This window comes from Microbulbifer sp. SH-1, from assembly GCF_011326135.1.
Taxonomy (GTDB): domain Bacteria; phylum Pseudomonadota; class Gammaproteobacteria; order Pseudomonadales; family Cellvibrionaceae; genus Microbulbifer; species Microbulbifer harenosus.
Genome location: NZ_CP046948.1, coordinates 1,893,508 through 1,905,696, shown reverse-complemented (window position 1 = coordinate 1,905,696; position 12,189 = coordinate 1,893,508). Strand labels below are relative to the sequence as shown.

At 59.8% G+C, this 12,189-nt stretch carries 12 protein-coding genes; 6 read left to right on the top strand and 6 right to left on the bottom strand.

What is annotated here, in order from left to right; genetic code table 11:
* Positions 1-35 precede the first annotated feature (35 nt).
* The 3 genes from GNX18_RS08230 (at position 36) to GNX18_RS08220 (ending at position 1,943) form a co-directional block, all read left to right on the top strand.
* On the top strand, positions 36-506 hold the full coding sequence (locus GNX18_RS08230; protein ID WP_166216954.1) for a zinc ribbon-containing protein: 471 nt from the start codon (positions 36-38) through the stop codon (positions 504-506).
* Positions 487-1,359 carry a YdcF family protein gene (locus GNX18_RS08225; RefSeq protein ID WP_240914303.1) on the top strand — a complete coding sequence of 291 codons (873 nt, stop codon included), beginning with the start codon at positions 487-489 and terminating at the stop codon, positions 1,357-1,359. The genes GNX18_RS08230 and GNX18_RS08225 overlap by 20 nt, the downstream gene beginning before the upstream one ends.
* Before the next feature lie 197 nt (positions 1,360-1,556).
* A complete protein-coding gene (locus GNX18_RS08220) occupies positions 1,557-1,943 on the top strand; it encodes a hypothetical protein (protein ID WP_138234049.1) in 387 nt (128 codons plus the stop codon).
* A gap of 82 nt (positions 1,944-2,025) precedes the next feature.
* Here GNX18_RS08220 and GNX18_RS08215 read toward each other — a convergent pair whose 3' ends face one another.
* The 6 genes from GNX18_RS08215 to miaB form a co-directional block, all read right to left on the bottom strand.
* On the bottom strand, positions 2,026-2,958 hold the full coding sequence (locus GNX18_RS08215) for a TIGR01777 family oxidoreductase (protein WP_166216951.1): 933 nt from the start codon (positions 2,956-2,958) through the stop codon (positions 2,026-2,028).
* Between the two features lie 294 nt (positions 2,959-3,252).
* A complete protein-coding gene (lnt, locus tag GNX18_RS08210) occupies positions 3,253-4,833 on the bottom strand; it encodes an apolipoprotein N-acyltransferase (protein WP_240914302.1) in 1,581 nt (526 codons plus the stop codon).
* Complete coding sequence (locus GNX18_RS08205; protein WP_171018861.1) at positions 4,833-5,729, bottom strand: HlyC/CorC family transporter; 897 nt, start codon at positions 5,727-5,729, stop codon at positions 4,833-4,835. The genes lnt and GNX18_RS08205 overlap by 1 nt, the downstream gene beginning before the upstream one ends.
* An 8-nt stretch (positions 5,730-5,737) precedes the next feature.
* A complete protein-coding gene (ybeY, locus tag GNX18_RS08200; RefSeq protein ID WP_138234051.1) occupies positions 5,738-6,286 on the bottom strand; it encodes an rRNA maturation RNase YbeY in 549 nt (182 codons plus the stop codon).
* 10 nt (positions 6,287-6,296) lie between these two features.
* A complete protein-coding gene (locus GNX18_RS08195) occupies positions 6,297-7,352 on the bottom strand; it encodes a PhoH family protein (protein ID WP_166216948.1) in 1,056 nt (351 codons plus the stop codon).
* 313 nt (positions 7,353-7,665) lie between these two features.
* Positions 7,666-9,045, bottom strand: coding sequence for a tRNA (N6-isopentenyl adenosine(37)-C2)-methylthiotransferase MiaB (gene miaB / locus GNX18_RS08190; RefSeq protein ID WP_138234053.1), 1,380 nt, complete (start codon positions 9,043-9,045; stop codon positions 7,666-7,668).
* A gap of 206 nt (positions 9,046-9,251) precedes the next feature.
* On the opposite strand from miaB, the gene GNX18_RS08185 reads away from it, so the two are divergent.
* From GNX18_RS08185 to GNX18_RS08175, 3 genes are all read left to right on the top strand, one after another.
* Positions 9,252-9,584: a DUF1820 family protein gene (locus tag GNX18_RS08185; protein ID WP_171018862.1), complete on the top strand. Its 333-nt coding sequence runs from the start codon at positions 9,252-9,254 to the stop codon at positions 9,582-9,584.
* Between the two features lie 332 nt (positions 9,585-9,916).
* A complete protein-coding gene (locus GNX18_RS08180; RefSeq protein WP_166216945.1) occupies positions 9,917-11,290 on the top strand; it encodes a hypothetical protein in 1,374 nt (457 codons plus the stop codon).
* Positions 11,291-11,294: 4 nt separating this feature from the next.
* Complete coding sequence (locus GNX18_RS08175) at positions 11,295-12,098, top strand: hypothetical protein (RefSeq protein ID WP_166216942.1); 804 nt, start codon at positions 11,295-11,297, stop codon at positions 12,096-12,098.
* Positions 12,099-12,189 lie beyond the last annotated feature (91 nt).

Genomic DNA, 12,189 nt, shown 5'->3' with positions numbered 1-12,189 from the left:
TCGGCCAGAAAACGGCGAATTATAGGAGGGATGGGGTGAGTAAGAAACCAGTAGCGGGAAAACCCGACCTGCCATCGGACGAAGAGGACCTGACAGCGGAGTTGCGGCGGGATCTGGAAAAACTGGTGGAGGGCGAGCTGGCGGTGGAAAAACTCACGGCCAGCAAGGCGGCCTTCCTGCGCGCCTGGCTGAAAGACGACGCGCATCGAGCAGAGGATTACCTGAAGGATCTCGGCGGCGAACTGAAAACTCTTGAGGAGCGCACCGGCGATTGGCTGTTGGAGGCAGCCGACCCCACCAAGTCCGCCTGGCCAGCGCTGATGTACTGTATCCGTCGCGGCGAACCCTGGGCGCTGGCGGGAGAAACTGCCGGCGAGGGCGAGGAGCTGCAGTGCATCGGCTGCGGCTACCGCGCGCTGCCGGACGCTGGTAGTCAGATTACGCCCTGCCATCGCTGCGGCTACGGCTGCTTCCGCCAGATCAGTGGTGGACTCACATCGGACTGAAGAACACCCGCACCACGATGGCGCGGAGACCACTCGCGCATACACCGAAAATGGAGCCACCCTGGCCAAGATGGAACTGCAGACTGCCCTTACTACCCTGATCATGCCGCCTTTCGCCCCGCTGGTGGGGTTGCTGTTGGCGTTTGTGTTCTGGTTTTTCCCCTCGTCCACCCCTGTCGCCAAACTGTCACTGCCGCTGGCTATTCTCTGCTTCCTCACTTTGTGGATTTGTGCGACACCCGCGTTCTCCGGCTGGCTGGGCCAGCGCCTGGTAAGCCAGCAGCCGGAGGCTCCCAAAGTGGAGCCGGGCGCAGTAGTGATTCTTGGCGGTGGCCGCTACCGCAACGAGGACACTGGCAGCGAGCGGCTTTCGGCAGAAACGCTTGAGCGAGTGGCCTGGGCTGTCGCGCGGGCGCCGGCGGACTTGCCGTTACTGGTCTCCGGTGGGCGGGTCTACGCGGAAGAAAAGGCGCCGGAATCAGATCTGATGGCCGACGCGCTGGAGAAGCTGTTTCAGCGTTCGGTGACATGGCGCGAGAATTGCAGTCGCAATACGGCGGAGAATGCCGTGAATTCGGCGGCACTTCTGCACGATTCCGGAGTCGAAAGCGTACTGTTGGTAACGCATTGGTGGCACATGCCGCGCGCGGCGGAAAGCTTTGCCCGCGCCGGCCTGCAGGTCCGGCCACTGCCGGTGGGCAGCCCGGGGGAACTGGTGCCGAGAGCGGAGAACCACCTGTTGCGCTGGCTCCCTAGTGCGGCGGCACTGCTGCGCAGCCAGGTTTACTGGCGCGAGCTTTTGGGAAATCAGTGGTACCGCTGGCGTGCGCTGCCAGGCCGGCGCAATTGCTGACCGGCTCGCTCCGGAGGTTCCGGATCAACGCTTGATGCGATAGCGCTGAGTAACTAGTATGGGCGCCCTGACCGAAGGTTTCTTGTGAAACCATCCGGGTGCCGGACGGACCCGGCCAGGTACCGGAGCGATCAGGAGTGAACCTCAGATGGCCGAATTACGCGCAATAACAAGATAAAAAACGAGGTAATGTTCACATGATGGGTATCCCACCTTCCCTTTCCCCTATTCAATTGCACAACCGCCTGAACCGTCCGGTGTGGATTGGTTTCAAGTTGACCCGGCGCGGCAAGCGCCAGCTGGTTCTGTTGGCTGCTGGCAGTGAAAGTGGCGCTCAGTTGAGCAAGAACTTCGAAACCTTCGTAGGCCAGATAGTGCGGGAATTCAAACTGGATCCGCAGCAGACGGATTTTGTGGAGCTGCGGCAGGAGCAGCGCGAAGAGGGGATATCCAACAACTGGCTCCGCTGGCACGCCCACTGGGTCGGCTCAGCGCCCATGGAATGCAGGGCTGATCCCGTAACCTCGGAATCGGCGCGTACCTATCTCGACGAGGTATTGATCCGCAGCAGTGCGGCAGCCTAGGAAATTTTCCTGAGTAACAAATCCGTTAACCGAGCCCGCCCTGTGCGGGCTCGGTCCGTTTTGGACGGGGACATTCGACCAATCAGCGGGGACGCGACGAGGCGTGCGCCCTGCCTTTTGCCCTCTCCGGGCCAAACAAGTCGGCCAGGGCTTTCTCCAGAGTGGGAAACTGGAAACTGTAGCCGCTGTCGAGCACTACGCGGGGCTCCATTCGCTGGCTCGCCAACAGCAGTTCTGTGGCCATCTCCCCAAATATCAGCTTGAGCATCCACGCGGGTGTGCGCAGCAGACAGGGCCGGTGCAGCTGTTTTGCCAGCAGGCGGGAAAAGCTGTTGTTGGTGACTGGCTCAGGTGCGCAGGCGTTAAAGGGGGTGCAGAGATGCCGGTCGATGGCGTGCAGCATCAGGCCGACAATATCTTCCTCGTGAATCCAGCTCATCCAGTGCTCGCCGCTGCCCATCGGACCGCCAACACCAAGGCGGAACGCGGGCAGCATTTCCGGCAGGGCGCCGCCGCGGGTGGAAAGTACGACGGCGGTGCGCATGATGCCGACGCAGATACCCGCCTGTTGCAGCGGAAGGGTCGCCGCTTCCCAATCGCGGCAGAGTTCCGCGGCAAAGCCGCCACCGGGGCCGCTGGTTTCTTTCAACAGATCTCCGCCACGATCGCCGTAATAACCCACGGCGGAACCTGAGAGGACGTATTTGGGGCGTTGTGGGAGGCTGAGAATCCACTGCGCCAAGCGCGCGGTTATTTCCAGGCGCGAGCGGCGGATTTCCTGCTTGCGGGCGTCGGTCCAGCGCTGGGCGATGGTTTCGCCCGCCAGATTGACGACAATATCGACAGGCCCTTCCACCTGTTGCAGGTCGCGCACGCCCACGGCGGTTTCTCCGCAGCGCTCGCGCACCTTGTCCGGATCGCGGCTGAGCACCGTGAGGCGGTATCCTCGCGCCAGCCATTTCGCGCAAAAAAGACGGCCTATCAATCCAGTGCCGCCGGTGATTAAACAATGCATAAATCTGGCATCCGTGCCGCACATTGTCGGGCGTGTGCAGAAAAAAGGGTTCCGATTGCGGGGTGGCAGTGTTTTCCGGCTCATCCCTGCAAAGAGCGCAGCCCGCTGCTGTCAGGGGCTGCAAATATCACAGCATAATAGCAGCCGTATTTTACCGGCGCGGCAGAATGCGGCGATATTCCGGGGGGGCAGGGCATTGGAGGTGAAAGTGGGCGGCAAACCGAGGCAAGGGGCGCCCCGTTTTGGGGCGAGCCAGGAAGGACACTGATCTCGCCCGCGCGCGCGTTGCGCAACTCAGTCCGCAATTTCACGGGCGAAGACGGTTTCGGTTCCTCTGGCCGGGCGGCGCTGCAGCAGAGCGGCCGCTGCCAGCATCAGGGCAGCCAGTGCCACCAGAGCCCACACGCCGATCACCATGAAGGGGGTAAAGCCGCTGCGCGACTCTACCTTGCCAATCAGGGTCGCCTGCTCGAACTGCGGCAGCTGCTCGATAATGTGACCGTTCGGCGCGACGATAGCGGTTACACCGGTATTGGTACTCCGTACCAGATAGCGCCCGGTTTCCAGTGCGCGCATCTGTGCCATTTGCATGTGCTGCAGTGGGCCGATGGAGCGGCCAAACCAGGCATCATTGCTCAGGGTCAATAGAACCTGGGCTTCGCCGCTGCTCTTTGCCACCAGTTGCGGGTAGACGATCTCGTAGCAGATCAAAGGCGCCCAGCTCAGGCTGCCGGCCTCCAGTGGGGGCTGGCCTTCAGGTCCGGGGCGGATAAACGAGGTGGGCAGGTTGAAGAATTCGATGGTGCCGCGAATCCAGTCTTCCAGCGGCACATACTCGCCGAACGGCACCAGGTGGCGCTTGTGGTAGAGCTGCTGCTCGCGGCCAAAGACCGCCGCCGAGTTGTGCACCACGCGACGGTAATCCTGCTCCGTGTCGTAGAGGATACCGGTGATGAGATCTATACCGATTGACTGTGCATTGTCCTGCAGCGCCTGCATCAGGTTCGGCGAATGATGGTACAGCAGTGGCAGCGCTGCTTCCGGCCAGATCACCAGATCGACCCCCTGGCGGTGCAGTTCTTCTGTGGCGCTCTGGTAGCGCTTGATGGTCTCGCCGCGAAATTCCGGCAGCCACTTTTTTTCCTGGGGAATATTCGCCTGCACCAGCCCCACGCGCACGCTGCGCGCATCGGCCTGGGTCCATTCGATGTTGCCGAGCAGTAGGCCGGCGGGCCAAAGCAACACCGCGGCGAGCACCAGGGACAGGGCGCTGCTCGATTTCCATGAGTCGAAGGCGCGGCGCGCGCACAGCGCGCACACCGCGGTGGAAAATGCCAGCAGCAGGCCAATGCCGTACACGCTCAGTATCGGCGCCCAGCCCGCCAGCCAGGTGTGGATATGCCCATAGCCGGCAAAGAGCCACGGAAAACCGGTAAATATCCAGGTGCGAAACCACTCGCTCACAAACCACAGTGCGGCAAACGCGAGTGCGAAGGAGGCAGGGTGTGCGCGGAAGCGCGCGAGGACCGCGAACGGCAGCGCAAACAGTACCGCCATGATGCCGACAAAACCGCCAGTGAGAATCACCCCGAGCAGCGGTGAGGAATTGCCGAAGTCGGTAATGGAGACGTACACCCAGGAGCCGCCGCTGCCGAACAGACCGAGGCCGTAACACAGTGCCAGCCCGAAGCAGCGCCTGCCGCTCAACACCGCAGCGTTGCGACCGGGCGCCAGCAGCCAGGCGAACAGCCCGAGGGAGAGCGGGCTGCACCACCAGTAATCGAACGGGGCAAAGGAGAGGGTCAGCAGGCCGCCTGCGATCAGTGCGGCCAGCGGATACAGGAACATGGCCAGTGAAGAAAAGGGATTGCGCATCAGCCGTCTTCTTCAGTGGGCTTGTCGGTGCGACTGACCCGCAGCAGGTGAATCTGCCGATTATCGGCGTAGAGCACGCGGAATTGGAAATTCCCGAGTCTGGTGGTCTCATCCCGTCCCGGCAGATGGCCGAAGGACTGCATCACCAGGCCGCCAATGGTGTCGAACTCCTCATCGCTGAATCCGCAATCGAAGTACTCGTTGAAGTCTTCAATGGGGGTGAGCGCCTTGACCACGTAATCATTGTCGCTCACCTTGCGGATATAGCTGTCTTCCTCGTCCTCATCGGTTTCGTCTTCAATATCGCCGACGATTTCTTCGAGAATATCTTCAATGGTGACCACGCCGGAAACGCCACCATACTCATCGATGACGACAGCCATGTGATAGCGGTTTTCGCGGAACTCCCGCAGCAGAATATTCAGGCGCTTGCTTTCCGGGATGATATTCGCCGGGCGGATGATGTCTTCCAGGCGGAATTCGTCCACGCCTTTCAACACCAGCGGCAGCAGGTCTTTGGCCAGCAGGATGCCGCGGATGTCGTCGATGCTTTCGCCCACCACCGGGAAGCGGGAGTGACCAGATTCAATGATCTTGGGCAGAAAATCCTTGGGGCAGTCCTCAATGCTGACCACCACCATCTGCGAGCGCGGAATCATGATCTCCCGCACCTGCTGGCTGGACACATCCAGCGCGCCCTGAATGATGGACAGGGCTTCGGCGTCCACTACCTTGTTTTCGGCAGCGTCCTTGATGATATCCAGCAGTTCATCGCGGGATCTGGGTTCTTGGGAAAAGGCGCCCAGTAATTTCTCCAACCAGTTTTTCTCTCCCGATCGGGGGCGGTTGGAGGAGGAGCTACTTGGGGGTTCGTCGGTGGTCATGGATGTGGCCATACTCCGCGTTACTCGTCGGTTCCGTCTGAAAGTTCATCCGCCGGCACACCTTGCGCCGGCTCATCAATAGGGGCGTAGGGATCACTGAATCCCAACTGCGCCAGAATGCGGGTTTCGAGATTTTCCATGATCTCGGCTTCATCGTCCTCGATATGGTCATAACCCAGCAGGTGTAGTGTGCCATGGACAACCATATGCGCCCAGTGTGCGGTCGGAGCTTTGCGCTGCTGTTCCGCCTCCACGGCTACCACCGGGGCGCAGATCACCAGGTCACCGAGCAGTGGCAGGCCCAGTTCCTCGGGGATGTCCGCGGGGAAAGAGAGTACATTGGTGGGCTTGTCCTTGCCGCGGTACTGGCTGTTTAGCGCCTGGCTCTCGTCTTCGTCGACGATGCGCAGTGCGATTTCGGCCTCAGGGCGACAATTGCCCACCGCGGCGGCGGCCCAGCGTGTGAGGTCGTCGTCGCTGGGCAGATCGGTCTGGCTCGTGGCCCGCTGGACATCAATAAATACGTCCGCGGGCACAAGCTGCGAGGGTTCGGGTTGACTTTTGTTCATGGGCGCGGCGTCAGGCCGCATCTTCTCCGGCTGCGCGCAGGGCCCGGCGGGCTTCGCGCTCCGCCTGCTGCTTTGCCTCCACTTCCGCCTCGTGCACATCGTAGGCTTCGACGATGCGCTGGACCAGCGGGTGGCGCACCACGTCTTTGGCGCCGAAGTGGGTAAAGCTGATGCCGTTGACGCTATCCAGCACCTCGATGGCGTGTCGCAGACCGGAGGCGGCACCGCGAGGCAGGTCGATCTGGCTGGGGTCGCCGGTGATGACCGCAGTGGAGCCGAAGCCGATGCGGGTCAGGAACATCTTCATCTGTTCGCGGGTGGTGTTCTGGCTCTCGTCGAGGATCACGAAGGCGTTGTTCAAAGTGCGCCCGCGCATGTAGGCGAGCGGCGCCACCTCGATCACATTGCGCTCGATGAGTTTGCCCACGGTCTCAAAACCGAGCATTTCATAGAGGGCGTCGTAGAGGGGGCGCAGGTAGGGGTCGACCTTCTGGCTCAGGTCACCGGGCAGGAAGCCCAGTTTCTCACCGGCTTCCACCGCCGGGCGCACCAACAGGATGCGCTCGACCTCGTCTTTCAGCAGCGCCTCTACCGCGCAGGCTACCGCCAGGTAGGTTTTGCCGGTGCCGGCCGGGCCGATGCCGAAGTTGATATCGTGGGTCTGAACGGCGCGCACGTATTTGCGCTGGTTGACACCGCGCGGTCGCACACTGCACTTCTTGGTGCGGATCAGGACAACCTGATCCCCTTCGCCTTCCGCGGCAGTCTGACGCGCATCCACCAGTTCTTCGACCCCCGACTGTTGCAGGGCGAGGTGAATCTCGTCCGGAGTGAGGCTGTCTTTCGCTCCGGTTTCCTTGTACAGGTTGCTCAGGATCTCGCCGGCGGCGCGGGCGGAGCTGGCATTGCCGTAAATGGCAAACTCATTGCCGCGATTGCGGATTTCAATATTCAATCGCTGTTCAATCTGGCGCAGGTGTTGATCGAATTGGCCACAGAGATTGGCCAGGCGGCGGGCGTCGTTGGGCTCAAGAGTGATGCTGTGAGCGAGAGCTTGTGTTTCCAAATTGGTTTCCGTTCACCTTTCGTCTATGGGTTCTGTCTGTAGGTTATACCCATTTCGCCGATATGGGAAAGGTTGGATTGTGACGATTGGGTTCTAACCGGTCTCGCGGCTTATAACAGGTGAGTATGACGAATCAATGTGTTTAGGATCTGCGGACGTCGGAATTGAAGGTTCTGATACTGATTGCCCTTCGCGAGACCTTCCGCGAGAGGGACCTCGCGGAAGAGCCCCCATGGATGGGTTCACGGCGTGTCTCGCGAAGGGCAATCGGTAGCAGGACCGCCACGGGACCTTCCGAATAGGGACCCCGAAATCAGTTCAGTGGACCATCAAGTTCGGATGACAGAAGAGTTCCACGCAACGAATTCGGCAGCGCCTCCTCAATCAACACATCCGCGAATTTTCCAATCAGATCCAGCTGGTCACAGCGGAAATTGACCACACGGTTGTTCTCGGTCCGACCCTGCAGTTGCCCCGGGTCTTTCTTGGACACACCGCTCACCAGAACCCGCTCCACATTGCCCACCATGCGGCGCGCGATCTCCGCGGCCTGCTGGTTGATGCGGTGCTGCAGCAGTTGCAGGCGCTGTTTCTTGACCTCTTCCGGGGTGTCATCCGGCAGGTCCGCCGCCGGGGTGCCCGGGCGCGGAGAATAGATGAAGCTGAAAGACAGATCGAAACCCACGTCCTGGATCAGCTTCATGGTGGCTTCGAAGTCTTTTTCGGTCTCGCCCGGGAAGCCGACAATAAAATCGGAAGACAGGCAGATATCCGGGCGGATGGCCTTGAGGCGGCGGATCTTCGACTTGTATTCCAGCGCGGTGTGGCCGCGCTTCATGGCCATCAGGATACGATCGGAACCGCTCTGGACCGGCAGGTGCAGGTGGCTGACCAGTTCCGGTACCTCTGCGTACACGTCGATCAACGCATCGGAAAATTCCACCGGGTGTGAGGTGGTGTAGCGGATACGGTCGATGCCGTCGATAGCGGCCACGTAGGTGATCAGCTCGGCGAAATCGACGATCTGGCCATCTTCACCTGCTGCGCGGTAGGCGTTTACGTTCTGGCCCAGCAGGTTCACTTCACGCACACCCTGAGCGGCCAGGTGGGCCACTTCTTCCAGCACATCCGCCACCGGGCGGCTAACTTCCTCACCGCGGGTGTAGGGCACTACGCAAAAAGTGCAGTATTTGGAACAGCCTTCCATGATGGAGACGAATGCGCTCACACCGTCCGCTTCCGGCTGGGGCAGGCGGTCGAATTTTTCGATTTCCGGGAAGGACACGTCCACCACGATGGCGCCGGTGTTCTGTTTACGGGTTTCCATCATCTCCGGCAGGCGGTGCAGGGTCTGGGGGCCGAATACCAGGTCCACATAGGGCGCGCGCTTGGCGATTGCCTCGCCTTCCTGGCTCGCCACACAGCCGCCGACACCGATGACCAGGTCGGGATTCTTTTCTTTCAGGTGCCGCCAGCGGCCCAGCTGGTGGAACAATTTTTCCTGTGCCTTCTCGCGGATAGAACAGGTATTCACCAGCAGTACGTCTGCCTCCTCCGGATCGTCCGTGGGCACCATCTGGTGGGATTCGCCCAGCAGGTCCCGCATGCGCGCAGAGTCGTACTCATTCATCTGGCAGCCGTGGGTCTTGATGAAGAGCTTTTTCACCGGTTTTTCGGACGCTGGAGAAGACATAGTGAGCCTGGTTAAAAACTGGTCAGTTTAGAAGGTGGGGCATTATACCGGCCGCCCCGGGGGCTGCATAGACGGGGGCTGGTTACAGTGATAACCTTCCGCGCTTTTTCGGGGGCCGGGCCCGCCCAGCGGCTGGTTCCGAATCTATCCCGACCTTAGAATTCAGCGGCGCTTTCCGACTCCTGCGCACTCTTTCAGAGATATTCATGGCCAACCCAATCTACAAAGTTATTTTTCTCAATCAGAACCAGGTATTCGAGCTCTACGCCCGCGCCATCTACCAGAGCGAGATGTATGGCTTTATCGAGGTGGAAGAGTTTGTATTCGGGGAGAAGTCGCAGCTGGTGGTGGACCCCAGCGAGGAAAAGCTGAAAAGCGAATTCGCGTCGGTGAAGCGTTCCTACATTCCTCTGCACAGCATCGTGCGGATCGATGAGGTGGAGAAAGAGGGCGTCGGCAAGGTGCATGAAGTGAAGGGCGACAAGATTGCCCATTTCCCATTTCCCGCCCCTTTGCGCCCCCCCGTCGATTCCGAGTGACGGTCCGACGAGCCGGACGTCACAAGCCACCCTCAGAAAACGGGCCTCAACAGCCCGTTTTTTTTGTTTTCCAATCCATACTGATCTCCGGCCGCTGCGTCTGATTCCACACTATTCATGGGGAGCCGTGGCGTAGAGTGGAATTTCTGGCACGGCGTTTTGCATTTTGGTAACGGTTTGTCGCAATGGCGCTGACGACGACCGGCGGCGAACTAATCTGATTAGAGGAATGTGTCGATCGCCCATTCGCGATCCGGGCTGTGGGAGGAATCGCGCGGCGGGCGTGGAAATTTCCGAAACCTAAAATGTAGTGGAAGTTTTTAGGTGATTGCATGAATTCAATACCGGCCATCAGAACCGCTATCTCCGATCTCAAGATCGAACAACGTGTTGAGCGCGACGTCAAAGCGGGTATCCCGGAGGTGGACCGCCGCAACCACACAGAGAGCGAAGAGAGCCTGCGCGCTTATGTGGTGCGCGAGGTCATTGGCAGAGTGCATGAAAACCGACAGTCGGAACTGGACCGGGAACTGGCGGACCGAAGCGGGGTAGAAATTCGCCAGCTCTATCAGGAGCTGAAAAATGCAGAATCCCTGGTGGAGAAGAAAATCGGCGGCCGCCTGGCAAGTCTGATCAGTGGGCTCAAGTGCGGCGCGCAGGATTACTCCGCGTTGCGTATGGACCTGGAGATCTTTCGCCATCGCAACGGGCTCACCCGCGAAGCGGAGTATCGTGAGTCGAAGCTGATGCACTACTCCGTCATCTTTTTTATCGTCATTCTCGAAACAATGCTGAATGCCTTTTTTCTCTCCCGGGGAAGTGAGCTTGGGTTGGTGGGAGGATTCTTTCAGGCATTCATCATTTCCCTGATTAACCTCGGATTTGCCGCGATTCTGGCGGTTTCACTCAGGAACTGCTTCCATGTAAACCTGGCGAGAAAAACGATTGCCGCGATGATGCTTGCGGCCGTGGTCACACTTGCGGTCGTTTTCGTGCTGGGGGTCGGGCACTACCGCGAGGCGCTGGAGCAGGACCCCTTTACCGCCTCGCAGCTCGCCATCCAACATCTGCGTGCGCAGCCACTTGCGATCGATGATTTCAATTCCTGGATCATGGTGGTAGTCAGCGGTATTGCGCTGATGCTGCTGTGCGCCAAGTTATTTGTTGTAGATGACCGCTACCCCGGATACACCGCGATCACGCGAAGGGTGCGCCGCCTGCAGCAGGCCTGGGCCGAGGCCCACGAGGACGCGATCGAAAGCGTCAATGAGATGGCCGACGAACTGCATGAAATGCTGGCGGAGAAAGAGAAGGCCCTGCGCGCGCAGTTTATCCAGTTCAAAGCCAGTATTGAGCGCAGTGAGGAAATTCATCGCCACTATCAGGAAGACATTGTCAAAGCGCAGGGATTGCTGGATGAATTGGTGCGCTACTACCAGTCTTACTCCACACGCATGCTGAACCGTCGCGCCGCCTATTTCGGTGAATTGTTGCGCTTTGAGCTGGACAAGCTGCCGCGCCTGAATACCACGGGCCTGGAACAGCACCAACGGGATCTCGCGACCTTTGAAGAATTGATGGCGGAACTGGATCAGGTATACGACCGAGGTATCGCGACCGTCAATCAGCGCTGTGAAGCAATCCAGCACACCCTTTCTGTACTGGTGGACAAGCTCGAGCTGGATCACGGCCTGCGGAGAGCGTGACACCATGGCAGCAGCAAGAAGCCGCGCGCGGCACAGAAGCCGTTTTTCAGCGGAGGATCGCAAAGGTCTCGCTGTGATAGCCGTAAGCCTTACCATTCTCGCGCTGCTGGCGGTGTTTGCGCTGACGGTATTGCGCGCCCCGGAGCGAAATTACGACCCGGTATCCCTGTGCAATTCCAGCCTGCCGCGATTTGCACAGTACATCGTCGTGATCGACGCGTCGGATACCCTCTCTGCCTATCAGGCACACTTCCTGAAAACCCATCTGGCGGGGCTACTGGACAAGGCTGCGGTCAATGATCGCTTTTCGGTCTTTGTACTGGACGATCACTACAACGGTCTTTCGGAACCGGTGGTCGATTTGTGCAAACCCAACACGGGCCGGGATGTGAGCGCACTGACCGCGAACCGGCAATTTGTACAGGCACTGTACCGCGAGCGTTTCGAATTGCCACTGGACCGGGCAATTGCCAGTGCGGTTGCCCGCGGGGACCAGCCAGTATCTCCCATATTCGAAGCGTTGTCGGATGTGGCGGCGCTGAACCACTTCGATCCCGCGGCGGAGAATGTGCATCTCACCATCGTCAGCGACATGATCCAGAACTCGCGTGCGGGCTCCGTGTTCAAACTGGGCCCGGCGGCCGTTGACGGGCTGCCATTGATCGACCTGCGCCGGGCGCGCACCCGGGTATTGTGGCTGGACCGCGAGAAGTATCAGCAATACCAGACCGCCGAGCTGCAGGCCAGCTGGAAAGATTATCTCGACAGTGTTTCCCGCCTGGAGGCCATTCAGCGGGTGCGAAATTAGACTTGTATTCCCCGACCTGAGCATTTTTGTCACCGGTTTTCTCCAATCTGCCCGGTTGACATAGAAGCTTCAAGAAACAGCCGCCGATTTG

Coding starts and splice junctions, on each gene's coding strand:
- GNX18_RS08220 (WP_138234049.1), top strand. CDS start 1,557: ATGATGGGTATCCCACCTTCCCTTTCCCCTATTCAATTGCACAACCGC.
- GNX18_RS08215 (WP_166216951.1), bottom strand. CDS start 2,958: ATGCATTGTTTAATCACCGGCGGCACTGGATTGATAGGCCGTCTTTTT.
- lnt (WP_240914302.1), bottom strand. CDS start 4,833: ATGCGCAATCCCTTTTCTTCACTGGCCATGTTCCTGTATCCGCTGGCC.
- GNX18_RS08205 (WP_171018861.1), bottom strand. CDS start 5,729: ATGGCCACATCCATGACCACCGACGAACCCCCAAGTAGCTCCTCCTCC.
- ybeY (WP_138234051.1), bottom strand. CDS start 6,286: ATGAACAAAAGTCAACCCGAACCCTCGCAGCTTGTGCCCGCGGACGTA.
- miaB (WP_138234053.1), bottom strand. CDS start 9,045: ATGTCTTCTCCAGCGTCCGAAAAACCGGTGAAAAAGCTCTTCATCAAG.
- GNX18_RS08185 (WP_171018862.1), top strand. CDS start 9,252: ATGGCCAACCCAATCTACAAAGTTATTTTTCTCAATCAGAACCAGGTA.
- GNX18_RS08180 (WP_166216945.1), top strand. CDS start 9,917: ATGAATTCAATACCGGCCATCAGAACCGCTATCTCCGATCTCAAGATC.
- GNX18_RS08175 (WP_166216942.1), top strand. CDS start 11,295: ATGGCAGCAGCAAGAAGCCGCGCGCGGCACAGAAGCCGTTTTTCAGCG.